This is a genomic window from Prauserella oleivorans, assembly GCF_042685745.1.
Taxonomy (GTDB): Bacteria; Actinomycetota; Actinomycetes; order Mycobacteriales; family Pseudonocardiaceae; genus Prauserella_A; species Prauserella_A oleivorans.
In genome coordinates, this window is sequence record NZ_JBHUNT010000001.1 from 3,425,803 (window position 1) to 3,449,363 (window position 23,561).

General features: G+C 71.2%; 23 protein-coding genes and 4 tRNA genes. 20 read left to right on the plus strand and 7 right to left on the minus strand.

Annotation, left to right across the window (positions count from 1 at the left end; genetic code table 11):
* The first annotated feature begins 6 nt into the window (after positions 1-6).
* The 4 genes from aztB to aztD are packed head-to-tail and all read left to right on the plus strand — an operon-like array spanning position 7 to position 4,166.
* Positions 7-864 carry a zinc ABC transporter permease AztB gene (gene aztB, locus ACFSZT_RS16765; RefSeq protein WP_377388949.1) on the plus strand — a complete coding sequence of 286 codons (858 nt, stop codon included), beginning with the start codon at positions 7-9 and terminating at the stop codon, positions 862-864.
* Positions 861-2,024 carry a hypothetical protein gene (locus ACFSZT_RS16770; protein ID WP_377388948.1) on the plus strand — a complete coding sequence of 388 codons (1,164 nt, stop codon included), beginning with the start codon at positions 861-863 and terminating at the stop codon, positions 2,022-2,024. The genes aztB and ACFSZT_RS16770 overlap by 4 nt, the downstream gene beginning before the upstream one ends.
* On the plus strand, positions 2,021-2,932 hold the full coding sequence (gene aztC, locus ACFSZT_RS16775; RefSeq protein WP_377388947.1) for a zinc ABC transporter substrate-binding protein AztC: 912 nt from the start codon (positions 2,021-2,023) through the stop codon (positions 2,930-2,932). The genes ACFSZT_RS16770 and aztC overlap by 4 nt, the downstream gene beginning before the upstream one ends.
* A 31-nt stretch (positions 2,933-2,963) precedes the next feature.
* Entirely contained in the window at positions 2,964-4,166 is a 1,203-nt protein-coding gene (gene aztD / locus ACFSZT_RS16780; RefSeq protein WP_377388946.1) for a zinc metallochaperone AztD, read from the plus strand.
* Between the two features lie 518 nt (positions 4,167-4,684).
* Here aztD and ACFSZT_RS16785 read toward each other — a convergent pair.
* The 4 genes from ACFSZT_RS16785 to ACFSZT_RS16800 form a co-directional block, all read right to left on the minus strand.
* Positions 4,685-4,759 (minus strand) — tRNA-Val (locus ACFSZT_RS16785).
* Between the two features lies 1 nt (position 4,760).
* Positions 4,761-4,832 (minus strand) — tRNA-Cys (locus ACFSZT_RS16790).
* A 54-nt stretch (positions 4,833-4,886) separates the two neighbouring features.
* Positions 4,887-4,959 (minus strand) — tRNA-Gly (locus ACFSZT_RS16795).
* Between the two features lie 114 nt (positions 4,960-5,073).
* Positions 5,074-5,499 (minus strand): SsgA family sporulation/cell division regulator, encoded by a 426-nt coding sequence (locus tag ACFSZT_RS16800; protein ID WP_377388945.1) that lies wholly within the window; start codon positions 5,497-5,499, stop codon positions 5,074-5,076.
* A gap of 392 nt (positions 5,500-5,891) precedes the next feature.
* On the opposite strand from ACFSZT_RS16800, the gene ACFSZT_RS16805 reads away from it, so the two are divergent.
* The 5 genes from ACFSZT_RS16805 (at position 5,892) to ACFSZT_RS16825 (ending at position 11,337) form a co-directional block, all read left to right on the plus strand.
* Positions 5,892-5,963 (plus strand) — tRNA-Val (locus tag ACFSZT_RS16805).
* Positions 5,964-6,429: 466 nt separating this feature from the next.
* Positions 6,430-7,935, plus strand: a complete 1,506-nt coding sequence (locus tag ACFSZT_RS16810) for a sugar transferase (protein ID WP_377388944.1) — start codon at positions 6,430-6,432, stop codon at positions 7,933-7,935.
* Positions 7,936-8,040: 105 nt separating this feature from the next.
* Entirely contained in the window at positions 8,041-8,649 is a 609-nt protein-coding gene (locus tag ACFSZT_RS16815; protein WP_377388942.1) for a malonic semialdehyde reductase, read from the plus strand.
* Between the two features lie 74 nt (positions 8,650-8,723).
* Entirely contained in the window at positions 8,724-10,796 is a 2,073-nt protein-coding gene (gene thrS / locus ACFSZT_RS16820; protein ID WP_377388940.1) for a threonine--tRNA ligase, read from the plus strand.
* Positions 10,786-11,337: an HIT family protein gene (locus tag ACFSZT_RS16825; RefSeq protein WP_377388938.1), complete on the plus strand. Its 552-nt coding sequence runs from the start codon at positions 10,786-10,788 to the stop codon at positions 11,335-11,337. The genes thrS and ACFSZT_RS16825 overlap by 11 nt, the downstream gene beginning before the upstream one ends.
* Positions 11,338-11,354: 17 nt before the next feature.
* Here the strand turns inward: ACFSZT_RS16825 and ACFSZT_RS16830 are convergent, their stop codons facing one another.
* Positions 11,355-11,903 carry a YceI family protein gene (locus tag ACFSZT_RS16830; protein ID WP_377388936.1) on the minus strand — a complete coding sequence of 183 codons (549 nt, stop codon included), beginning with the start codon at positions 11,901-11,903 and terminating at the stop codon, positions 11,355-11,357.
* A gap of 108 nt (positions 11,904-12,011) precedes the next feature.
* On the opposite strand from ACFSZT_RS16830, the gene ACFSZT_RS16835 reads away from it, so the two are divergent.
* From ACFSZT_RS16835 to ACFSZT_RS16860, 6 genes are all read left to right on the plus strand, one after another.
* The gene (locus ACFSZT_RS16835) at positions 12,012-12,548 is read left to right on the plus strand and encodes a MarR family winged helix-turn-helix transcriptional regulator (protein WP_377388934.1); all 537 of its coding nucleotides are present in this window, start codon (positions 12,012-12,014) and stop codon (positions 12,546-12,548) included.
* A 101-nt stretch (positions 12,549-12,649) separates the two neighbouring features.
* Positions 12,650-13,261 (plus strand): phosphatidylinositol phosphate synthase, encoded by a 612-nt coding sequence (pgsA, locus tag ACFSZT_RS16840; protein ID WP_377388932.1) that lies wholly within the window; start codon positions 12,650-12,652, stop codon positions 13,259-13,261.
* The gene (locus ACFSZT_RS16845) at positions 13,258-14,169 is read left to right on the plus strand and encodes a phosphatidylinositol mannoside acyltransferase (protein WP_377388930.1); all 912 of its coding nucleotides are present in this window, start codon (positions 13,258-13,260) and stop codon (positions 14,167-14,169) included. The genes pgsA and ACFSZT_RS16845 overlap by 4 nt, the downstream gene beginning before the upstream one ends.
* A 4-nt stretch (positions 14,170-14,173) precedes the next feature.
* Positions 14,174-15,316, plus strand: a complete 1,143-nt coding sequence (locus tag ACFSZT_RS16850) for a glycosyltransferase family 4 protein (protein WP_377388928.1) — start codon at positions 14,174-14,176, stop codon at positions 15,314-15,316.
* Complete coding sequence (locus ACFSZT_RS16855; RefSeq protein WP_377388926.1) at positions 15,313-16,275, plus strand: NUDIX hydrolase; 963 nt, start codon at positions 15,313-15,315, stop codon at positions 16,273-16,275. The genes ACFSZT_RS16850 and ACFSZT_RS16855 overlap by 4 nt, the downstream gene beginning before the upstream one ends.
* A gap of 27 nt (positions 16,276-16,302) precedes the next feature.
* On the plus strand, positions 16,303-16,830 hold the full coding sequence (locus ACFSZT_RS16860) for an XdhC family protein (protein ID WP_377388924.1): 528 nt from the start codon (positions 16,303-16,305) through the stop codon (positions 16,828-16,830).
* A gap of 15 nt (positions 16,831-16,845) precedes the next feature.
* On the opposite strand, the gene ACFSZT_RS16865 is transcribed toward ACFSZT_RS16860, so the two are convergent.
* The gene (locus ACFSZT_RS16865; RefSeq protein ID WP_377388922.1) at positions 16,846-18,963 is read right to left on the minus strand and encodes an elongation factor G-like protein EF-G2; all 2,118 of its coding nucleotides are present in this window, start codon (positions 18,961-18,963) and stop codon (positions 16,846-16,848) included.
* Positions 18,964-19,189: 226 nt separating this feature from the next.
* Between ACFSZT_RS16865 and pdxS the strand changes: the two genes are divergently transcribed.
* Both pdxS and ACFSZT_RS16875 read left to right on the plus strand, forming a co-directional pair.
* Positions 19,190-20,086: a pyridoxal 5'-phosphate synthase lyase subunit PdxS gene (pdxS, locus tag ACFSZT_RS16870; RefSeq protein WP_377388920.1), complete on the plus strand. Its 897-nt coding sequence runs from the start codon at positions 19,190-19,192 to the stop codon at positions 20,084-20,086.
* A 704-nt stretch (positions 20,087-20,790) separates the two neighbouring features.
* Positions 20,791-21,093: an MGMT family protein gene (locus ACFSZT_RS16875; RefSeq protein WP_377388918.1), complete on the plus strand. Its 303-nt coding sequence runs from the start codon at positions 20,791-20,793 to the stop codon at positions 21,091-21,093.
* Between the two features lie 95 nt (positions 21,094-21,188).
* On the opposite strand, the gene ACFSZT_RS16880 is transcribed toward ACFSZT_RS16875, so the two are convergent.
* On the minus strand, positions 21,189-21,782 hold the full coding sequence (locus ACFSZT_RS16880; RefSeq protein ID WP_377388916.1) for a helix-turn-helix domain-containing protein: 594 nt from the start codon (positions 21,780-21,782) through the stop codon (positions 21,189-21,191).
* A gap of 68 nt (positions 21,783-21,850) precedes the next feature.
* Here ACFSZT_RS16880 and ACFSZT_RS16885 point away from each other — a divergent pair, with 68 nt between their 5' ends.
* The 3 genes from ACFSZT_RS16885 (at position 21,851) to pdxT (ending at position 23,552) form a co-directional block, all read left to right on the plus strand.
* Positions 21,851-22,549 carry an AzlC family ABC transporter permease gene (locus ACFSZT_RS16885; RefSeq protein ID WP_377388914.1) on the plus strand — a complete coding sequence of 233 codons (699 nt, stop codon included), beginning with the start codon at positions 21,851-21,853 and terminating at the stop codon, positions 22,547-22,549.
* Entirely contained in the window at positions 22,546-22,869 is a 324-nt protein-coding gene (locus tag ACFSZT_RS16890; protein ID WP_377388912.1) for an AzlD domain-containing protein, read from the plus strand. The genes ACFSZT_RS16885 and ACFSZT_RS16890 overlap by 4 nt, the downstream gene beginning before the upstream one ends.
* 62 nt (positions 22,870-22,931) lie before the next feature.
* Positions 22,932-23,552 carry a pyridoxal 5'-phosphate synthase glutaminase subunit PdxT gene (gene pdxT, locus ACFSZT_RS16895; protein WP_377388910.1) on the plus strand — a complete coding sequence of 207 codons (621 nt, stop codon included), beginning with the start codon at positions 22,932-22,934 and terminating at the stop codon, positions 23,550-23,552.
* The last annotated feature ends 9 nt before the right edge of the window (positions 23,553-23,561 follow it).

Below are 23,561 nucleotides of genomic sequence, written 5' to 3' on the forward strand. Positions count from 1 at the left end.
ACCGCCGTGGAGTGGTTGGTCGCCCCGTTCGAGGTCGCGTTCGTGCAGCGCGCGTTGTGGGGCGGGATGCTCGTGTCGCTGATCTGCGCGCTTGCGGGAACGTGGGTCGTGGTGCGGGGCATGGCGTTCCTCGGCGACGCGATGTCGCACGGGATGCTGCCCGGCGTCGCGCTTGCCTCGCTCGCGGGTGGCAACCTGCTGGTGGGTGCCGCGCTCAGCGCCGGCGTGATGGCGCTCGGCGTCTCCGCGCTCGGACGCTCCCGCCGGTTCTCCCAGGACACGGCGATCGGCCTGCTGTTCGTGGGCATGCTCGCGCTCGGCGTCATCATCGTGTCGCACTCGCGGTCGTTCGCGGTGGACCTCACCGGCTTCCTCTTCGGCGACGTCCTGGCCGTCCGGGAGCAGGACCTCGGGCAGCTCGCCGGAGCACTGACCGGCGCCGCCGTCGTCTCGCTACTCGGCCACCGCGCGTTCGTGGCGCTCAGCTTCGACCCGCGCACGGCCGGCACGCTCGGCCTGCGTCCGCGGGCCGCGCATGCGGCGCTGCTCGGCCTGCTCACGCTGGCGATCGTCGCTTCGTTCCACGTCGTCGGCACGCTGCTCGTCTTCGGCCTGCTCGTCGCGCCGCCGGCGGCGGCCATGTTCTGGATGACGCGGATCCCGCTGATCATGCTCGGCGCCGCGGTGGTCGGTTGCCTGGCAACCGCATCGGGACTGCTCATCTCCTGGCACTGGGGAACGGCCGCCGGGGCGACGATCGCCGCGGTCGCCGTCGCGCTGTTCTTCGTGTCCGCACTGACCGCCCGGGCACGCCAACGCACCTGGCGTGCCACCACCGACGAGGAGATCGCACACACATCGTGAGACCACAGAGGACACTCGCCCTGGCCGCCGCCGCGGGCCTGCTGCTGACGGCCTGCGGCAGCTCGCCACCGGCCGAACCCGCCCCGGCCGTCCCCCACGGCTATGTCGAGGGTGCCGAGGAGACCGCCGAGCCTCAGTCACGGCTCGTGATCGCCGACGCGCGCACGGGCGCGGTACGGGTACTCGACCTGCTGACCGGAACGGTCACCCGGCTCGACGACGTCGCCGGTGTGCGGGATATCAGCACCGACGGCCGGTTCGCCTACCTCGCCGCCGGTGGCTCGACACAGGTGATCGACAGCGGTGCCTGGATGGTCGACCACGGCGATCACGTGCACTACTACCGCGCGGCCATCCGGCCGGCCGGTGCGGTGGACGGGCACGTCGTGGCGGCACACGCCGACTCGGCCGTCGCCGCGCTCGCCGTGGAGGGCGGGAAGACGGTCCTGCTGGACCGGGCCGCCCAGGAGGACGGCAAGGCCACGCGCCGCACCGTCCTCGACGGCGTCGCGGTGCCCTACGCCCAGCACCTGGTCGTGGCCTCGGCCGACGGGGTCACCGTGCGCAACCGCGACGGTCGCCGCGTCGCGAACGCCGGCGAGCCGTGCCGGGAGCCCTCCGGCACGGCGCCGACCCGGCGCGGTGTCGTGGTCGGCTGCGCGGACGGCGCGCTCCTGCTCAGCGAGGACGACGGCCGGTTCACCGGCGCGAAGATCCCGTACCCGGACCCCGGGCCGAGCACCGAGCGGGCGCGGGAGTTCACCTCCCGGCCCGGCAGCGCGACCCTCACCGCGTCCGCGGGGGAGCGCGGCGTCTGGGTGCTCGACGTGGCGGAACGGACCTGGAGGCTGGTCGGCACCGGGCCGGTCGTCGCCGTCAACGCCGTGGTGGAGGGCGGGCCGTTGCTCACGCTCACCGCCGACGGCGTGCTCCATGCCTACGACGCCGCCACGGGACAGCGGACGGCGAGCCGGCCGTTGATGGCGGGAGGCGTGCCGGACGGCGAGCCGCCGGTGATCCTGGTCGACACCAGTCGCGCCTACGTCAACGATCCCGGCGGGCGGCGGGTGTACGAGGTCGACTACAACGACCGACTCCGCATCGCCCGGACCTTCGACCTCGACGTCACCCCGTCGCACGTCGTGGAGACGGGCCGATGAGGGCCGCATTCCGCGCGCTGTTCCTGGCCGCGCTGCTTCTGCTTCCGGGCTGTTCCGGGGCGAGCGCCGGATCCGGCGGCATCGTGGTGACGACGAACATCCTCGGTGATCTGACGCGTGCGGTCGTCGGCGACCAGGTGCCGGTGACCGTGCTGATGAAGCCCGACGCCGACCCGCACTCGTTCGCCATCTCGGCGCAGGAGGCCGCACGACTCGAGCAGGCGGATCTCGTCATCCACAATGGACTGGGGCTCGAGGAGGGGGTGCGGCGCAACGTCGACGCGGCAGCCGCCGCGGGTGTCCCCACGGTGGCCGTGGGCGAGCATGTGGACCCGATCCGGTATCAGGGTGACGACCAGTCCGGGCAGCCGGACCCGCATTTCTGGACAGACCCGCGGCGGGTGCGCACCGCGGTCGAGGTGATCACCGACCGGGTCGTGGCCATGGTCGACGGCATCGACGGCGACGCCGTCCGCGCGAACGCCGGAGCGTATCTGGAGACGCTGGACGAACTGGACCGCTGGATGGCCGAGCGGTTCGCCGGCATTCCGGAGGCGAAGCGCAAGCTCGTCACCAACCACCACGTGTTCGGCTACCTCGCGCGACGCTACGGGTTCGCGGTGATGGGTGCCGTCGTGCCGAGCGGGACGACGCTGGCGTCACCGAGCGCGTCCGATCTGAGTGATCTGGCGCGCACGATCCGCACCGCCGGTGTGGGAGCCATCTTCGCCGACTCGTCCCAGCCCGACCGGCTCGCGCGTGTCCTCGCCGACCAGGCCGGGGTTCAGGTGCGCGTGCTGTCGCTGTTCTCCGAGTCGCTGACCGGTCCGCACGGTGGCGCACCGACCTATGTGGACATGATGCGCGCCAACACGGAAACCATCGTCGACGGACTCGGCGGGGTGTGATGACACAACAGGAAAGAGAGACGGAGTGACCATGAGAACCACAGTCCGACAGCGACGAGTCGCAGGACTGTCCACAGTGGCGGCAGCGCTCATCGTGCTGAGTGCGTGCGGCACGACCGATTCGGAACCTGCGCCGGGCCAGGGCGGCGGCGCCGAGCCGGGGCAGGGCGGGCAGCAGATCACCGACCCGGTGGTCACCACCTACGACGGTGGGATCTACGTGCTCGACGGCGACTCGCTCGAGGTGAAGGCGGATGTGAAGCTCGGTGGCTTCAACCGGCTCAACCCGGCGGGCGACGACCGGCACGTCATGGTGTCCACCTCGGACGGATTCCGCGTCCTCGACGCTGGCGGTGGCCGGCTCACCGAGGTGGCGTTCCCCGGTGCGGAACCGGGCCACGTGGTGCGGCACGCGGGCCGCACGGTGCTGTTCTCCGACGGCACCGGAGAGGTCGTGAGCTTCGACCCGCACGAGCTCGGCGACGGCAAGCCGGAGACCGAGTCGTACAAGACGGCCGAACCGCACCACGGTGTCGCCGTGGAACTGGCAGGCGGCGAGCTGTTGGTGACCCTCGGCAACAAGGAGGAACGCACTGGGATCATGGTGCTCGACCGCGACCGCAAGGAGATCGTCCGCAACGAGCAGTGCCCCGGCGTGCACGGCGAGGCGACCGCGCAGGGCGAGGCCGTGGTGATCGGCTGCGAGGACGGCGTCCTCGTCTACCGCGACGGAGCCATCACGAAGATCGACAGCCCCACCGAGTACGGGCGCATCGGCAACCAGGCAGGCACCGACGTCTCGCCGATCGTGCTCGGCGACTACAAGCAGGACGAGGACGCCGAACTGGAACGGCCGACGCAGGTCTCCCTGATCGACACCCGCACCGCATCGCTGCGGCTGGTCGACCTCGGCACGAGCTACACGTTCCGGTCCCTGGCCCGCGGCCCCGAAGGCGAGGCGCTGGTGCTCGGCACGGACGGCGCGATCCACGTACTCGACCCGGCGAAGGGCAGGGTCGTCCGCACCATTCCCGTGCTCGGTGAGTGGCAGGAACCTCTGGAGTGGCAGGAGCCGCGCCCGGCGATCTTCGTGCGCGGCGGCACCGCCTACGTCTCGGACCCGGGGGAGCGCAAGATCCACGCCGTCGACCTCGCCTCCGGTGAGAAGAGTGCGTCGGTGACGCTGGAGCACGCGCCCAACGAGCTGAGCGGCGTGGTCGAGCAGCGCCACTGACTTCCACTCCTCACCGCTGGACGGCGGCGGGCCCGCGCGGACACCGCCGGGCCCGCCGCCGTCGAGCACCTGCGGATCGAGGCCGGCCTGCGCAGCCATGAGGGTCGCAGGCTGGTTGTCGTTCCGACCGCGCCCCCGGCTACCCGGAGAGGCCCCCAGCGGTCGGTAGCGCCCCGGCGAGCTCGAGGAGTACGTCGGCGCCGAGATCGTCACCGCCCTGCGGGCCTGCCGGACGCTCGGGCGTACCGGAACCGGCCGCAGCACCCGGAGGCGGATCGAGGAGCCGCACGCGTCACCCGATGTGGTGAGGGCGGGGTCGCCTCGGCTCGGGACGCCGGGGGAGTGGTGTCCGGGCGCCGGACGCGCCGACCGCGCCGAGCGTCCCACCGCGCGCCGCGGAAGCCGGGGCCACGAGCAAGCGCGGCTCGCCAGGTGACCGGAACAGAGCAGTCGGCCGCGTCGGCTTGCCTGGGCGATGACAAAGCCCCCCATCCCGATGTCGGGTATGGGGGCTGAGGTGGTGCGCGATACTGGGATCGAACCAGTGACCTCTACCGTGTCAAGGTAGCGCTCTCCCGCTGAGCTAATCGCGCGAGGCGGCGGCGGGAATCGAACCCGCGTACAGGGCTTTGCAGGCCCTTGCCTGAACCACTCGGCCACGCCGCCGCATATGTGAATCCGGCAGTTGCCTGATTCAACTGCGGGTAGCCGCCGCAGTCGAGCGGACGACGGGACTCGAACCCGCGACCCTCACCTTGGCAAGGTGATGCGCTACCAGCTGCGCTACGTCCGCATTCTCCTCGGCTCCGGGGTGTTCACCCCGTCGTCGTGGTGTGGAGAGAACTGTACTGGATGCCCGCAAGGGCGCGTGCACGGGGGGTGGCCATCGGGCGCCGCCGCCCGCTGATCAGCCAAGATCGTTCGGAATCAGGTGCGTGAGGGCGTCGTCGACGTCCACCCACAGGTGCTCGTTGCCGGGGAGCACGACGTCGTAGGTGCGGTCGAGGAAGTCGGCCAGCTCCTGGGCGGACGCCTCGAACATGGCGTGCCCGGAGGGCGAGTTCAGCTCGATCAGGACCGACTCCGGGTCCTCGACGGACGGCCTGATGCGCACGTCCCCGTCGCCGGCGTCGGCCAGCAGTCCGTCGGCGAGGAGATCCCGCGCGTACACCCACTCGACCCAGCCGGCCCGGCCGGTGCGGAACGCCGCCACGACCGCGTACGGGTCGCGGGTGTCGTAGCGCAGCTCGACCTTCACCGGAACGGGAGGCGTTCGCGGTGCCAGCAGATCGAAGACGGCGGTGGACCGGAGCGTCACGTGATCGTTTCGCATGGTCGTCCCTTCTGCTCCCTTCCCGGCCGGTTGGCCGAGTTCTGATGGTGAGACGCGGGTGGTTCCCGGCTCGCTCGTCGTTACGGCTGAGATCACACGTCCGTGTGGCTCTCCGTACGTCGTGCCCATCGCGCTCGGCTCGGACGGCCTCCGTGCGTGGCCGCGTGATCGCTCACGCGTACATACTGACCGGTTTAACGCGCGGGCGATAGAACCGTCGCGCCCCTGGTGCGGGTGACGTATCTCCCGCGGGTGTTGCCACTCGTCCGGACGAGTGCCCGCTACCAGGCGCTTCTACGCAGCGTGTCAGCCGATGTGCGGACGGTGCGGCCCAAATGACCACCCGTTTGTCGGGGGTCGAACGGCGTCCGCTACAGTGACTTCCACACCACGGGCGATTAGCTCAGCGGGAGAGCGCTTCGTTCACACCGAAGAGGTCACTGGTTCGATCCCAGTATCGCCCACAGCAGCAGAGCTTCATCCTCGAAGCTTCGGTCACGGCCCGGCGGCCTTGCCGCCGGGCCTTTTCCGTTCCCAGGCGGTCGCCCGAGCGCGGCACTTCAACTTTCAACCGAGACGGTTCCGGGGCCATTCCCCGAGCCCGTCGATGTGAGCCGGTCCACCGCCGACAACCACTGACGCGATCGCCCTCGGGTCATCGATCCACTGACTACGGTGGGTAATCCGTTGGCCGGTACCGTCAATTACTCACCGTGTCCATTTTGTGATGCGGCCCTGGGCTGCGGATCGCTGGAACGGCGGTTTTTTGGCGGCGTCCATGCTGTAACGGTCAGCTGAAAGTGACCGATACCACTGCGTATGTTCCCGCGGTGATGACTGTGGGTGTATGGCGGACGGTTACTCTGTGGAGTCGACTCTGGCGGGCGGGGGCGGATCGGGACTCCACACCTGAGGAGCGCGGGAGGCTCCATGGAAGAGTCGGTGTGGTCGGCGTCGGGTTCGGAGTACGACGCGTCTCGCCACGGCTCGGGGGGCTCCCGCTCGCTGCGGCTGGTCGACGGGCGCGCCGCGGCGATCGGGCCGCCGCCGGCGATGCCGTGGGAACGCCGCTACCGCGCGTGGATCGTGGCCGCGGACGGCCTCGTGACCGTGCTCGTGGTCACCATCGGCGCGCTGTTCATCGGCGACTTCCAGCGCTTCGACGAGCCGCACGCGCTGGGCACCGCCGCAGCCGTGCTGGCGTCACTGCCCGCGAGCCGCGCGTGGAGCCGCAACGGCCTCGGCGAGGGAGCCGAGGAGTTCCGGCGGGTGGGCCGTGGGCTCGTCCTCGCGGGCGTGCTCGTCGCACTCGGCGGCCTGCTCGCGGGCGCGCTCGAGGTCAAGCCGTGGGTGTTCTACGTCGTGCCCTGTGTGGCGCTCGTCCTCCTGCCGGTCCGTTACGCCCTGCGCCGGTTCGTCCACCGGCTCCGCCGCCAGGGCCAGTGCCTGCTGCCCGTGATGGCGGCGGGGAGCCCGGAGACGGTGCGTGACCTCGTCGAGCGCACCCGGGCCATGCCGCACGTCGGCTGGCGGGTGGAGGCCGCGTGCCTGCCCGCCGGTACGGGTGACCACGGCGACATCGACGGCGTGCCCGTGATCGGCACCCTCGACGAGCTCGCCGAGCACGTCGCCCGCGGTGGGTACCGCGTGCTCGCCGTGACGGCCGACCAGTACTGGACGCCGCGCAGGCTGCAGCAGCTGGCGTGGAACCTCGAGACCACCGCCGCCGAGCTCGTGGTCGCCCCGGTGCTCATGGAGATCGCCGGCCCGCGGCTCAACGTGTCCGGGGTCTTCGGGATGCCGTTGCTGCGCGTCACCGCGCCCGCCTTCACCGGCTGGCGGCGGCTCGTCAAGGAGGTGGTCGACCGGATCGGTGCGGCCCTCCTGCTGCTCGCCGCCGCTCCGGTGATGATCGGCATCGCCCTCGCCGTCAAGGCCGACGACCGCGGGCCGGTGATCTACCGGCAGCAGCGGGTGGGCCGGGACGGCACCGCGTTCACGATGCTCAAGTTCCGGACGATGGTCACCGACGCCGACACCGTGCGCACGAGCCTGTTGCGGCACAACGAGGGCTCAGGGCCGCTGTTCAAGATCCGCAACGACCCCCGCGTCACCAAGGTCGGCGCGCTGCTGCGCCGCTACTCGCTGGACGAGCTGCCTCAGCTGTTCAACGTCCTCGCGGGCCAGATGTCGCTCGTCGGGCCGCGGCCGCCGCTGCCGGAGGAGACCGCGCAGTACGCACCGGAGGTGCATCGCCGGTTGCTGGTGAAGCCGGGCATGACGGGGCTGTGGCAGGTCAGCGGCCGCAGCGAGCTCTCGTGGGAGGAGAGTGTCCGGCTCGACTTGCGCTACGTCGAGGACTGGTCGCTGGCGCTCGACATGGTGATCCTCTGGAAGACCTTCCGAGCGGTCACGGTCGGCCGCGGCGCCTACTGAGCCCGTGCGCTTGGCGGCGTGAGCAGCGCCACGCCATCGCGGAAACCGTCAAGCGTTCAACTACGTTGTGCGTGACGGACCGACCGCGATGGAAAGGTGTCACGTATGACCTCGTCCGTTCAGGACGTCCTGCTGGTACCCGCCGACGTGCAGGACCTGCTGTTCCGCGAAGCCAGGACCGCCAATACGTTCAGCCCGGAGCCGGTGAGCGACGCCCAGCTGCGGGCCATTTACGACCTGGTCAAGTGGGCGCCGACGTCCATGAACACCCAGCCGCTGCGCGCCCTGGTCGTGCGCACGCAGGAGGGCAGGCGCAGGCTGCTGCCGCACCTGGCCGAGGGCAACCGCGCGAAGACCGAGAGCGCCCCGGTGACCGTCGTGCTGGCCGCCGACCTCGACTTCCACGAGAACCTGCCCACGGTGTTCCCGCACGCGCCGAACGCCAAGGACAACTTCACCGACGAGGCTGCGCGCGAGAAGGTCGCGACGCTCAACGCCTCGCTCCAGATCGGCTACTTCATTCTCGGCGTCCGGGCCGCCGGGCTGGCCGCGGGCCCGATGACGGGCTTCGACGCGGCCGGTGTCGACCGGGAGTTCTTCGCGGACCGGCCGTGGAAGTCCCTCGTCGTGGTGAACATCGGCAAGCCCGGTGAGAACGCGTGGCGCGAGCGGCTGCCTCGCCTCGGTTATGACGAGGTCGTCAGCACCGCCTGACGTGCGAGGGGTGAACCGGCGGCGGATAGCATCGACACGTCAGCACACGTGTTCATGCGTCAAGGGAGTCCACCGTGTCCCAGTCGTCGTCCGCCCCCGCCGTACCCGCTGCACGCGTGGTGGTACCGGCAGGCACCACGGCGGGTACCGCGGTGCGTGAGGCCGGGCTCCCGGGCAAGGGTCCCGATGCCGTGGTGGTCGTGCGCGACCCCGAGGGTCAGCTGCGCGACCTCGCCTGGGCACCGGCCACCGACGTCGAGGTCGAGCCGGTCGCCGCGAACACCGAGGACGGGCGCAGCGTGATCCGGCACTCGGCCGCCCACGTGCTCGCGCAGGCCGTGCAGCAGCAGTTCCCGGAGGCCAAGCTCGGCATCGGCCCGCCGATCAAGGACGGCTTCTACTACGACTTCGCCGTCGACACGCCGTTCACCCCGGAGGATCTGCGCGCGCTCGAGAAGCGGATGAAGCAGATCATCAAGGGCTCGCAGCAGTTCTCCCGCCGTGTCGTCGAGTCGGTGGAGGCCGCGAAGCAGGAGCTGGCCGCCGAGCCGTTCAAGCTCGAGCTGGTCGACCTCAAGTCCGAACCGGACACTGTGGACACCTCCGAGGTGATGGAGGTCGGCGCCGGCGAGCTCACGGTCTACGACAACCTCGACCCGCGCACCAAGGAGCGGGTCTGGAGCGACCTGTGCCGTGGCCCGCACGTGCCGACCACCAAGCACATCCCGGCGTTCAAGCTCATGCGGGTCGCCGCCGCGTACTGGCGCGGGGACGAGAAGAATCCCCAGCTGCAGCGGATCTACGGCACCGCGTGGGAGTCCGCCGAGGCGCAGGAGGAGTACCTGCACCGGCTCGAGGAGGCCGAGCGGCGCGACCACCGGCGGCTCGGCGCGGAGCTCGACCTGTTCTCGTTCCCCGAGGAGATCGGCTCCGGGCTCCCGGTGTTCCACCCCAAGGGTGGCATCGTCCGCAAGGAGCTCGAGGACTACTCGCGCCGCAGGCACGAGGAGGCGGGCTACGAGTTCGTCAACACGCCCCACATCACCAAGGGCCAGCTGTTCGAGACCTCGGGACATCTCGGCTGGTACCGCGAGGGGATGTACCCGGGCATGCATCTCGACGCGGAGTACAACGACGACGGCAGCGTGCGCAAGCCCGGCCAGGATTACTACCTGAAGCCGATGAACTGCCCGATGCACAACCTCATCTACCGCTCGCGCGGGCGCAGCTACCGCGAGCTGCCGTTGCGGTTGTTCGAGTTCGGCACCGTGTACCGCTACGAGAAGTCCGGCGTGGTCCACGGGCTCACCCGCGCGCGGGGCTTCACGCAGGACGACGCGCACATCTACTGCACCGTCGACCAGATGCAGGACGAGATCAAGTCGCTGTTGCAGTTCGTGCTCGACCTGCTGCGGGACTACGGGCTCGACGACTTCTACCTGGAGTTGTCCACACGCGACCCGGAGAAGTCGATCGGCAGCGACGAGGACTGGGAGCGCGCCACCGACGCGCTACGGCAGGCCGCCGCGGCGAGCGGCCTCGACCTCGTGCTCGACCCGGGTGGCGCGGCGTTCTACGCCCCGAAGATCAGCGTGCAGGTCAAGGACGCCATCGGGCGCAGCTGGCAGATGTCGACCATCCAGGTCGACATGATGCTGCCCGAGAGGTTCGGGCTGGAGTACCAGGCCGCCGACGGGTCGCGGCAGCAGCCGGTGATGATCCACCGGGCGCTGTTCGGGTCGATGGAGCGATTCTTCGGTGTGCTCACCGAGCACTACGCGGGTGCGTTCCCGGCGTGGCTCTCGCCCGTGCAGGTCGTGGGCATCCCGATCGCCGACGAGCACGTCGAGCACCTGCGTGAGGTGGAGAAGGCCCTGCGGGCCAAGGGCATCCGCGCCGAGGTCGACACCGGCGACGACCGGATGCAGAAGAAGATCCGCACGCACACCACCCAGAAGGTGCCGTTCATGCTGCTCGCCGGCGGCAAGGACGTCGAGGCCGGTGCTGTGTCGTTCCGGTTCCGCGACGGCAGCCAGATCAACAGCGTGCCGGTGGCGAACGCGGTGGAGGCGATCGCGGGCTGGGTCGGCCGCCGGGAGAACGCCTCCCCGACGGCGGAGGCGCTGGGGGCTTTCGTTGGCCAGTGACGGCGGCGGGCCCGACCTCGTCGAGCAGGACGGTGTCGGGGTGCAGGACCAGTTGCAACGGTTGTGGACCCCGCACCGGCTCGCCTACATCAAGGGCGAGAACAAGCCGGAGGGCGACGAGCCGCAGGGCTGCCCGTTCTGCCGGCTCGTGGACATGCCGGACGAGGACGCCCTGATCCTCGCGCGGGGGCGCACGGTGTACGCGGTGCTGAACCTCTACCCGTACAACCCGGGACACCTCATGGTGGTGCCCTACCGGCACGTGGCCGACTACACGGAGCTGACGGGGGAGGAGACCGCCGAGGTCGCCTCGTTCACGCAGCGCGCGATGACGGTGATCCGGTCGGTCTCCGGGGCCCACGGGTTCAACATCGGCATGAACCAGGGTGTGATCGCCGGCGCCGGCATCGCCGCTCACCTGCACCAGCACGTGGTGCCGAGGTGGGGCGGCGATGCCAACTTCATGCCGGTGATCGGCCACACCAAGGTGCTGCCGCAGCTGCTCGGTGAGACCCGGGAGCTGCTCGCCGGCGCCTGGTGAGGACGCGGCTGCCCGGCTCAGGACTGCAGGAGCGCCTCGATCTCGAGCTGAATCGTGACCTTGTCCGAGACGACGGCGGTGGGGAACTGGGTGCCCACCTCGAAGTCGCTGCGGCTGATCTCGGTGGTCGCCTCGACGCCGAGGACCTTGCTTCCCTCGGTCATGCCGTCGCCGAAGCCGCCGAGCTCGGCCTGCAGGCTCACCGGCTTGGTGACGCCGTGCAGGGTCAGCTCGCCGTCGATGACGTAGCGCTCGCCCTCGGCGCGGATGCCGGTCGAGCGGAACGACAGGGTCGGGAACCGCTCGACGTCGAGGAACTCCTCGCCCTTGACGTGGGCGTCGCGCTGCTCGTTCTTGGTGTGGAGGCTCGAGGCCTGGATCGTCGCGGTCACGGAGGATCCGGTGATGTCCTCGCCGGTGACGATCTGGCCCTCGAACTCGGTGAACCGGCCGCGGACCTTGGACACACCGAGGTGGCGGGTCACGAAGCTGACCTCGGAGTGCACCGGGTCGATGGCCCAGGTGCCCGCGATGTAGCCGGGGATCTCGGTCGTGGGCGCGCTCATGAAAGTCCTCCAAGACTGTTGGTGGTAACTGCGAGCCCGTTGGTTGAGCTCTCAAGTAAGACTGTAGCTCAAATTAGTTGAGGGCTCAACCAGGGGTACGATGGGGGCATGGACGACACGCGATGGCTGACCGACGAGGAGCAGCGCGTCTGGCGCGACTTCTCCGCGGCCGTCGGCATGCTCAGGGCCCACCTGGAAACCCAGCTTCAGCGCGACGCCGGCATGCCGCACGCCTATTACGAGGTGCTGGTGACGCTCTCCGAGACTCCCGGCCAGGTCATGCGCATGAGCGACCTCGCCATCGCGACCCGCTCGTCCCGCAGCAGGCTCTCCCACGCGATCGCACGGATGGAGGCGCAGGGCTGGGTTCGGCGCGAGGCGTGCCCGACCGACAAGCGTGGCGCGTTCGCGCACCTCACGCAGTCCGGTCTCGCCGCGCTCGAGGCCGCCGCACCCGGTCATGTGGAAGCCGTGCGCAGCAGTCTGTTCGATCCGCTGACCCCGGACCAGGTCCGCAGCCTCGGCGAGATAAGCGCGGCCATCCGCGACCGGCTGACGCCCCGGTGTGCCGAGGCCGAGGCCGCGCGGCTGGCTGCCGAGGCGGACGAGGCCGACGAGGCCGACGACGCCGCGGCGAGCGCCTGACCTCACACCGCCGTTACCGGCAGCCGTGCCGTCGCCCCGCGTGAGGGCTCGATAGGGTTCCTTCGGCAACCCGACCACGCCGTACCCGCACCGTAGGACCGATGCTCAACATCTTCGCGCGCGCTTCCGTGTCCCGCGTCACCGACCCGATCGGTGCCGCGCTGGTCCGGGCGGGTCTGACGCCCAACGCCATGACGCTCATCGGCACCGCCGGGGCGTTCGTCTGCGCGCTCGTGTTCTTCCCGGCGGGCATGCTGCTGGCCGGAACGTTCACGGTGTGGGGCTTCGTGATGCTCGACCTCCTCGACGGCGCGATGGCGCGGGCGCGCGGCAGCACACCGTTCGGCGCGGTGCTCGACGCCACGTGCGACCGGCTCGTCGACGGCGCTCTGTTCGCCTCGATCGCCTGGTGGGCCTTCGTGGTCGAGGGCAACGAGCGGGCGGCCACGGCCGCACTGATCTGCCTCGTGCTGGCGCAGGTGATCTCCTACGTCAAGGCGCGGGCCGAGGCGTCCGGGTTCACCACCGCCGATGGCGGGCTCATCGAACGGGCCGAGCGGCTCATCATCGCGCTCGTTGGCACCGGGCTGCAGGGCCTGAGCGTGCCCCACGCGGTCGAGGTGTCCCAGTGGCTGCTCGCGGTGCTGTCGGCCGTCACGCTGCTGCAGCGGATCCTGGGCGTCGCCAGGTCGGCCAGGGAGGCCCGCCCATGAGCCGGTTCACCGCCCGGCTCGCCGACGCCGGCTACGCCGCGGGCTGGCGGTTCGTCCCCAAGGTGCCGAAGGCCGTGGCCGGGGCTGTGTTCGCTGGGGCGGCCGACCTCCTCGCGCGACGCGACCGCGGGGGCGTCGGGCAGCTGCGCGCCAACCTGCGACGCGTCGTGCCCCAGGCGGACAAGGCCGAGCTCGACGACCTCACCCGGCGGGCCCTGCGTTCCTACGCCCGCTACTGGCACGAGGCGTTCCGGCTGCCGTCCGCGGATCCGGACGAGCTCTGCGAGCACATCGACCTGAGCGGCGCGGAGTACCTCGAGGCGGCGCTGGCCGAGGGCAACGGCGCCGTGGTCGCCCTGCCGCACACGGGCAACTGGGACGTCGCCGGCGTGTGGGCGGTCAAGAACTTCGGCAGCTTCACCACCGTCGCCGAACGGCTGCAACCCGAGTCGCTCTACCAGCGCTTCGTCGCCTACCGCGAGTCCCTCGGCTTCGAGGTGGTGCCCGCCGACGGCAGCGTCTCGTTCCGGCTGCTCCTGCGCAGGCTCCGGGAGAACGGGATCGTCTGCCTGGTCGGCGACCGCGATATCACGCGTTCCGGGCTGCCGGTGACGTTCTTCGGCGAGGACGCCCGCTTCCCGCCCGGCCCCGCCCGCCTCGCCGCCGCCACCGGCGCCGCGCTGTTGCCGGTCGGCGCCTGGTTCACCGACGGCGGGTGGGGGTTGCGCATCCATCCGCGCATCCGGGTCACCAGCCGCCACGAGGTTCCCGCGGCGACACAGGCCCTCGCCGACGTGTTCCAGGGCGACATCGCCGCGCATCCGACCGACTGGCACATGCTCCAGAGGTTCTTCTCGGCCGACCGCGACGACACCGACACGGACGAGCCCGCCGCGGTCGCGGGGTGAGGCCATGAGGATCGGCATCGTCTGCCCGTACTCCTTCGACGTCCCCGGCGGCGTGCAGGGTCACGTCGTCGATCTGGCCAAGGCGCTGCTGGAGCTGGGCCACACCGTCTCCGTGCTCGCCCCGGCCGACGAGGACGCAGCGCTGCCGGACTTCGTGCACCCGGCCGGCCGCGCGCTCGGCATCCCCTACAACGGCTCGGTGGCGCGACTGCAGTTCGGGCCGGTGTCGTATGCGCGGGTGCGCCGATGGCTGCGGGACAACGACTTCGACGTGCTGCACCTGCACGAGCCCGTGGCGCCGAGCCTGTCACTGCTGGCGCTCAAGGTCGCCGACGGCCCGATCGTGGCGACGTTCCACACCTCGACGCCGCGGTCGCGCACCCTGTCGGCGTTCCAGCCGGTGCTGCGCCCGCTGCTGGAGAAGGTGACGGCGCGCATCGCGGTGTCGGCACTGGCCCGGCGCGTGCAGGTGGAGCACCTCGGCGGGGACGCCGTGGAGATCCCCAACGGGGTCGACGTGGCCTTCTTCGCCGATGCCGAGCCCCTCGACGGCTACCCGAGAGCGGGAGGGACCGTCGGCTTCGTCGGCCGCTACACCGAGCCGCGCAAGGGCATGGGCGTGCTCCTCGACGCCCTGCGCATCCTGCTGCCCGAGCTGCCGGAGCTGCGGCTGCTCGTCGTCGGCAGGGGAGACGCCGACACCCTGCGCAGGCAGGCGGGTCCGGAACTCGCCCGGCGCATCGACCTGCTCGGCCAGGTCGATGACGCCACCAAGGCCAGGGCACTGCGCAGTGTCGACGTCTACTGCGCGCCCAACATCGGCGGCGAGAGCTTCGGCATGATCCTCACCGAGGCGATGGCGGCCGGCACACCGGTGCTGGCCAGCGATCTCGACTCGTTCCGCCGGGTGCTCGACGACGGCCGTGCCGGGGTGCTCGCCCCCACGGGTAACGCGCCCGCCCTCGCCGGCGCGCTGCGGGAGTTGCTCGGCGACCCGCAGCGCCGCGCGCGGCTGTCCGCGGCAGCGACCGCACGCGTGGCGTTGTACGACTGGCGGACCGTCGTCACGCAGGTCCTGCGCGTGTACGAGACCGCGATCGTGGCCGATCCGCGCAAGGTCAGCGCCGACCGGGACGTGGCCGGATGAGCACGCTCGTCGCGGTTCTGGCGCTGCTGGCCCTGCTCGTCGTGGCCTGCGGTCTCTACCTGGTCGCCACGGCGAACCGGCTCGACCGCCTGCACGTGCGCATGGACGCCGGGTGGGCCGCCCTCGATGCGGCGCTGGCCCGGCGCGCCGTGGTGGCGCGGACCGTCGCCGCGAGCGCGCTCACCGGCGCCGAGGCCGAGCGGCTCCGCGAGGCCGCCCAGGACGCGGAGGCGGTGCCCCGGCCGGAACGGGAGCTCGCCGAGAACGAGCTCACCCGGCTGCTCGGCGCCATCGACCGCACCCGGCTGCCCCGGCCACTGGCCGACGAGCTCGCCGACGCCGAACACCGGGTGGTGATCGCCCGCCGCGTGTACAACGACGCGGTGCGCGACACCCTCGCTCTGCGCCGCAGGCGCGATGTCCGGTACTTCAAGCTCGCCGGTACGGCCCGCCTGCCGGAGTACTTCGAGATCGCCGAGCCCGAGCTCGATCCGGCCTCCGCCCTGCCGAGGCCTCGGACGGCCGCGCGCGTCGTGCTCGTCGACGACCAGGGCCGCGTGCTGCTGTGCCGCGGCCACGACCCGGACCCGGACGGCGCCCCGTCCTGGGGCACGGTCGGCGGCACCGTCGAGGACGGCGAGGACCTGCGAGCGGCCGCCGTGCGGGAACTGAAGGAGGCGACCGGGCTCGACACACCCGGAGACCGGCTCGTCGGGCCGGTGTGGCGCAGACGTGTCGAGACCACCGTCGGCGGGCGGCCGGTGAGCGGCACCGAGTGGTACTTCCTCGCCGAGACCACGGCGACCGCCGCCCGCACGTCCGGCACCACCGAGCTCCGCTGGTGGCGTCCCGACGAGCTCGCCCGGTGCGGCGAGCCCGTCCACCCGGCCCAGCTCCCGCAACTGCTGCCCGAGGTGCTCGACGGCGGCTGGGACGGGCGACTGCGGTCCATCCGATGACCTCGCCAGCGGTGGCAGACTGACCCCATGGCAGCGAATCCGGACCCCGATCCCGCCTGCGACGTCGCCCACGGAACCCGGGAACCCGAGCGGACCGACCGTGTGCTCGTGGCGGTGTTCGCCTCGCCCGTCGCCGGCTACCTGCTCCGCTACGGCGCCGACCTCGGCTTCCGGACGGTCCTGGTGGACCCGGACCCGCGGCGCGCCGACGACGCCGGTGCGCGCACGACCATGCCCGAGCTCGACGCGACCACCGACGTCGTCGTCACCGACCACCACCGCGACGAGCTCGGCGAGATGCTGCGCGACGCGCTGGCCCACCCGGCACGCTGGATCGGCGTGCTGGGCAATCCGCGCCATCCCGGTCCGCACGTCGCGGCCCTGACCGCCCTCGGTGTCGCGCAGCAGGACATCGCCCGCGTGCACCGGCCCGTGGGGCTCAACATCGGCTCCCGGACCCCACCGGAGATCGCGATCGCGACCCTGGCCGGGCTGCTCGCCGACCGCAACCACCGCCCCGGCGGCTTCGAGTTCCCGGTGGCCGGAGCGGGGTGACGGCCGCGGGCAGGACTACCGGGCGGCGAGGCTCTCCGGCATCGGGTCGTAGCGGACGTGCCTGCGGGTGAAGCTCGCCGTGCCGGACGCCAGCGACCGCAGGTCGGTGGCGTAGCGCAGCAACTCGGTGGCGGGCACCTCGGCGCGGATGATCGTCATCCCTCCCGGCGCCGACTCGGTCCCGAGCACGCGCCCGCGCCGCGACGACAGATCGCCGAGCACGGCGCCCAGGTACTCGTCGGGCAGCCGCACCTCGACCTCGTCGAGCGGCTCCAGGAGCACGATGTGCGTCTTGGCCGCGGCGTCCTTGATCGCGAGCGCGCCCGCGGTCTGGAAGGCCGCGTCGGAGGAGTCGACGCTGTGCGCCTTGCCGTCGTACAGCGTCACCCTGACGTCGACCACCGGGTGGCCGTCGGACAGGCCGCGCTGCAGCTGCGCCCGCACACCCTTCTCGACACTGGGGATGAACTGGTGCGGTACGGCGCCGCCCACGACCCGGTCGACGAACTCGATGCCGGCCCCGCGTTCCAGGGGCTCCACCTCGATGTCGCACACCGCGTACTGGCCGTGCCCCCCGGACTGCTTGACGTGCCTGCCGTGCCCGCTCGCCTTGCCGGCGAACGTCGCGCGCAACGGCGTCCGAACCGGCTCCGTGCCGACGTCCGCGCCACCCGCGCGCAGCCGGGACAGGACGACGTCGGCGTGTGCCTCGCCCATGCACCACAGCACGAGCTGGCCGGTCTCGGCGTTGCGTTCCAGGCGCAGCGTCGGGTCGCCCGCCACGAGCCGGGAGAGGTTGCGGGCGAGCGCGTCCTCGTCGCTGCGCGTCTTCGCGACGACGGCCACGGGCAGCAGCGGTTCGGGCATCGCCCACGGTTCGATGAGCAGGGGATCGTCCGGATCGGACAGCGTGTCGCCGGTTTCCGCCGTGCCGATCTTGGTAAGCGCGCAGAGGTCGCCCGCCACGCAGTAGGGCACCTCGCGCAGGGACGCGCCGAGCGGCGAGTAGAGGTGGGCGACCCGCTCGTCGGCGTCGTGGTCGGCGTGCCCGCGTTCGGCGAGCCCGTGCCCGGAGACGTGCACCGAGCGTTCCGGCCGCAGCGTCCCCGAGAACACCCGGACCAGCGAGACCCGGCCGACGTAGGAGTCCACCGCCGTGCGGACGACCTCCGCGGCGAGCGGCCCCGCGGGATCGGGCGCCAGCCGCTGGTGCGGGATGCCCTCGGGCGAGGCCGCCAGCGGCACGGGGTGCTCGAGCGGTGACGGGCACGCGCGCGCGATGCCGTCGAGCACCTCGGCCAGCCCGACGCCCGTCTCCGCGCACACCGGGATCACCGGGTGGAACGAGCCGCGCGCGACCGCGGTCTCCAGGTCGGTGATCAGGGTCTCCTCGGAGATCTCCTCGCCGGCGAGGTAGCGGTCCATCAGCGACTCGTCCTCGCTCTCGGCGATGATCCCCTCGATCAGTTCGTTGCGGGCGTCGGCCAGGCGCTCGAGATCGGCCGGGTCGGGGTCGGACACGGTGGGTGGATAGCCGTTCGAGTAGTCGAAGAAGCGCTGGGTGATGAGACCGATGAGGCCGCGGCGCTGCCCGCTCGCGGGCAGGTAGAGGGGCAGCACTCCGGCGCCGAACGCGTCCCTGCACGCGGCGATCTCGCCCGCCACGTCGGCGCGCGCGTGGTCGAGGCGGGAAACGAGCACGGCTCGCGGCATCCCGACCTGCGCACACTCCTCCCACAGTGCGACGGTCGCCGGGTCGACGCCTTCGCCCGCGGACACCACGAACAGTGCCGCGTCGGCCGCCCGCAGACCGGCGCGCAACTCGCCGACGAAGTCCGCGTAGCCGGGGGTGTCGATGAGGTTGATCTTGACGTCGCGGAACAGCACGGGCGCCACCGCGAGGCCCACCGACCGTTGCTGCCGCACCGCGGCCGGGTCGTGGTCGCACACCGTGGTGCCCTCCACGACGGACCCGGCCCGGCTCACCGTGCCGGATGCGACGAGGAGAGCTTCGGTGAGCGTCGTCTTGCCCGATCCGGACGGGCCGACCAGCGCGACGTTGCGCAACGTGCCGGGATCGTCCACAGCGACCGCGGCCCCTGCGTCACCGCCTTTGATCTGCTTCTCGGCCATCACGGCCTCCTTGCACCGACGTCGTTGTCGTGGGTGGTTGTCGTGGGTGTGCCTCCGATCACACACCCGTTACGGGCGACCGGCAAGGGCACTGCCGTACCCACGCAAAGTGGCCGGCCGAGAACGTCCGGAACTGGCCACTCCGAAGGGGCCACGTGACACCTAGGCTTGAGGCGTCCAATCCCCACCTGTCGTGAAAGGCTTCGTCGTGTCCGACGCTGCGACCATGAACTCCTCCCTGCCCGAGACCGGCACCGCCCGCGTGAAGCGCGGCATGGCCGAGATGCTCAAGGGTGGCGTGATCATGGATGTCGTCACTCCCGAGCAGGCCAAGATCGCCGAGGACGCCGGTGCGGTGGCCGTGATGGCACTCGAGCGCGTGCCCGCCGACATCCGCGCGCAGGGCGGCGTGGCGAGGATGAGCGACCCCGATCTCATCGACGGCATCATCTCGGCCGTGTCGATCCCGGTGATGGCCAAGGCGCGGATCGGCCATTTCGTCGAGGCGCAGGTGCTGCAGTCGCTCGGCGTGGACTACATCGACGAGTCCGAGGTCCTCACGCCGGCCGACTACGCCAACCACATCGACAAGTGGCAGTTCACCGTCCCGTTCGTGTGCGGCGCGACGAACCTCGGCGAGGCCCTGCGCCGGATCAACGAGGGCGCCGCCATGATCCGTTCGAAGGGCGAGGCCGGCACCGGCGACGTCTCCAATGCCACCACGCACATGCGGAAGATCCGCGCCGAGCTGCGTAGGCTCGCGGCGCTGCCCGAGGACGAGCTCTACGTCGCCGCCAAGGAGTTGCAGGCCCCGTACGAGCTGGTCAAGGAGGTCGCCGCGACCGGCAAACTACCCGTGGTGCTCTTCACCGCGGGCGGCATCGCGACCCCGGCCGACGCGGCGATGATGATGCAGCTCGGCGCCGAGGGCGTGTTCGTCGGTTCGGGCATCTTCAAGTCCGGCGATCCCGCCAAGCGGGCCGAGGCCATCGTCAAGGCCACCACCTTCCACGACGACCCGGACGTCATCGCGAAGGTGTCGCGCGGGCTCGGGGAGGCCATGGTCGGCATCAACGTCGACGACGTGCCCGAGCCGCACCGGCTCGCCGAGCGCGGCTGGTAGGGGAAGCGATTCGGGGTCACGCCGCCGACGTGTGGCGCGTGACCCTGCGCGCTTGGATCCCGGTGGTCACCATTGCCGCTGGCCGGAATCGAAGGCGCTGTGTACAGCTCATGGCCATCCGGTCGTCCGTGAACGGCAGAGGAATCCCACTCGCGGGCGTGGCTCTACGCCGGTGCCGCCGACGTCGTCCGGATACGTTGTGGCGCATGGGGATGCAACCGAGGATCGGGCGACTGCTGCAGGTGCCACCGCGCACGGTGTGGCCGCATGAGGCGAACGGGTCGCACCGTCCTTCCGGGCCGAGCATCGCAGAGCGTTGGAGTGGCTCAACGAGCGCACCGATGAGGAGACACCGTGTCGGTCGGAGGGCTGAAGCTGCAGCCTTGGGCGCTCTGGGTGGAGCCTGAGCTGAGGTGGTCGGTGAACTTCGACTGGATTCACAGGTCTGGGCACGGGATCTCGGTCGAAGGCACGGAGGCCCTCGCCGAGAAGCTGGCCGACCTGCCAGGGTTCCGCGCTGCTGCTGCCGATGCGCGTGCTGACGGGTGGCGACGGCGGCCGGGTCTGGCCGGAGCCTCCATCCTGGCTGCTCCGGAGGCGGTAGACCGAATCTCCAACACCGTCCGCGAGCTTTATGACGAGGCCGAGCAGCTCGGCCCACGGCGGGACGGTCGGGACCCTTTGACTGGACGCGTCTGCATGAAGTGCTGGCAAGGGTGCCCGCAGGCAGGTGGACGACGTACGGGGACCTTGCCCAGCTGATCGGCACCGCGCCGCAACCGCTGGGGCGGCACCTGGCGATCTGCACCGAGCGCTCTCCCGCCCACCGGGTGCTGGCCTACGACGGAACCATCCCTCCGGGCTTCCGGTGGACCGATCCGAACGACCGGCGCAAGCCTGAGGACGTGTTGCGGTCGGAGGGCGTGAGCTTTCCCCACGGCCGCGCCGACGCCGGCCGGCGACTGACGGCAGCCGATTTGAAGGCACTCGTCGACGCCGGGGTGTAGACAGAACTCGGCTCCGGCCCGGCGCCCTTCCTCCCTCCGTCGGTGACCGAGTCACGGCGTGATGCTTACGAGAGCAAGCGCCGCTCCCCGGCGCGTCAGGTGTGCTCGGAGGCCAGGACCGCGACGGTTCCCGGCTCGAGTGCTTTGAAGACGTGGGCGACGTCGCCGGGATAGGCGATGTAGTCGCCGGGAGCGAGCTCGACCGGTTCGTCGAGGAGGCCGACCAGTGCGCGTCCGCTGCACAGCACGACGTGCTCCACCGTGCCGGGCAGGTGCGGGTCGGATTCCCGCGGCCGGTCGGGCTCGGCCTGGATCAGATACAGGTCGCGGCGCGCGTGATGCGGCGACGGGGAGAGCAGGGTGGCGACGTAGTCGGCGCGCTCGGCGGAGAACCGGGCGCCCTCGCCCGCCCTGATGATCTGCACCTTCGGTTTGGACGGCTGCACGAGCTGGGCGAACGGGACGTCCAGGGCGACGCTCAGGGCCCACAGCGTCTCGACGCTGGGGTTGCCGGTTCCCGACTCCAGCTGCGAGAGCGTCGACTTGGCCACGCCGGCCCGGCGCGCGAGTTCGGTGAGGGACAGGCCGGCCTTCTGGCGTTCGCGCTGGAGCGACGCCGCGATGGCCGCGAGCGGGGCGCCGGTCGTCCCGTCGCCGTTGCCTGTGCCGTTCTTCCTGATCTCCGTCACGTTGTTCGCTCCAGAAGTCCGCTCGTTCGGCTTGACGAACACAGTCTGAATGTTCAGTATAGGAGTCGATGCGTTCGATTTGGCGAACTTTGGACCGGGACCTCGCGCGCGACATCGCACTGGTATGCCTCGCCGACGGTCTCGTCGGCGTCTCCTTCGGCGCGATCACCGTGAGTTCCGGCCTGCCGCTGTGGCTGCCGATGCTGCTCTCGCTGGTGGTCTTCGCGGGGGCGGCGCAGTTCATGTTCGTGGGGCTCGTCGCCTCCGGAGGCAATCCGATCGCGGCCGTCGTCGCCGGACTGCTCGTCAACGCGCGGCACATTCCGTTCGGCTTCGCGGTCGGCGACGTCTTCGGGCGGGGCTGGGGGAGTCGCGTGCTCGGAACCCACCTGATGATCGACGAGACCGTGGCGTTCGCCCTGGCACAACGCGACGCCCAACGGCGCCGCGCCGCCTACTGGGCGTGCGGCATCGGCCTGTTCGCCTGCTGGAACGTCGGCGTCGTGATCGGGGCGTTCGGCGGCACGGTCGTCACCGACACCGACGCCTTCGGGCTCGACGCCGCGTTCCCCGCGGTCCTGCTGGCCCTGGTGCTGCCCGCGCTGCGGGACCGTGGCACGCGCCGGGCCGTGCTCGCCGGCGTCGCTATCGCCCTGGCCACCTCGCCGTTCCTGCCCGCGGGTGTGCCGGTGCTGCTCGCGCTGGCCGGCGTCGTGGCGGGCCTGGGTGGTCGCGCGCCCGACCGGGAGCAGGAGCGAGCCGGATGATCACCCCGCTGACCTTGATCGTCGCGACCGTCGTCCTCGCCGCGGGCACGTTCGCCTTCCGGTTCGCCGGACCTGCGTTGCGGACCCGCGTCGAGCTCTCGCCGCGGGTGGAGAAGGTGATGGCCACGGCCGCCGTCGTGTTGCTCGCCGCGCTGGTCGCCACCTCGGCGCTGCTCGAGGACGGCGGATTCGTCGGCTTCGCCCGGCCGGCGGGCGTTGCCGTGGGCGGTGTGCTGGCCTGGCGCAAGGCGCCGTTCGTGGTGGTGGTCGTGGCCGCGGCGGCGACCGCGGCGGGCCTGCGGCTGCTCGGGGTGCCCTGATCGGCGTCGGCCCTCCCGGGGCAGTAGGCTTGACCAGCGGTAATTCGTGGGAAGGTGAGTGCGTGACCAACCAGCGCCCCGTCATCGGTGTGCTCGCGCTGCAGGGCGATGTGCGCGAGCACGCCGCGATGCTGGAGCGAGCGGGTGCGCGCGCTGTGGCCGTGCGGCGTCCGGAAGAGCTGGCCGGCGTCGACGGTCTCGTGCTCCCCGGCGGCGAGTCGACCACCATGTCCCGGCTGCTCGGGGTGTTCGAACTGCTGGACCCGCTGCGCGAGCGGCTCCGGGAGGGCATGCCCGCGTTCGGCTCGTGTGCCGGGATGATCCTGCTGGCGAGGCAGGTGCTCGACGGCAGGCCCGACCAGGAGCAGCTCGACGCACTCGATGTCGTGGTGCGGCGCAACGCCTTCGGCCGTCAGGTCGATTCGTTCGAGGGCGACCTCGACGTCACGGGCCTCGACGGCGGTCCGCTGCATGCCGTGTTCATCCGGGCGCCGTGGGTCGAGAAGGCCGGCGACGGGGTCGACGTGCTCGCCAGGATCCCGCACACCAGTGAGGCCGGGGCGGCGGCCGATAGGATCGTCGCGGTCCGCCAGGGCACGGTGCTCGCCACTGCGTTCCATCCGGAACTCACCGGGGACGAACGGGTGCACCGGCTGTTCGTGGGCATCGTGCAGGAAACGTAGATCTGGAGG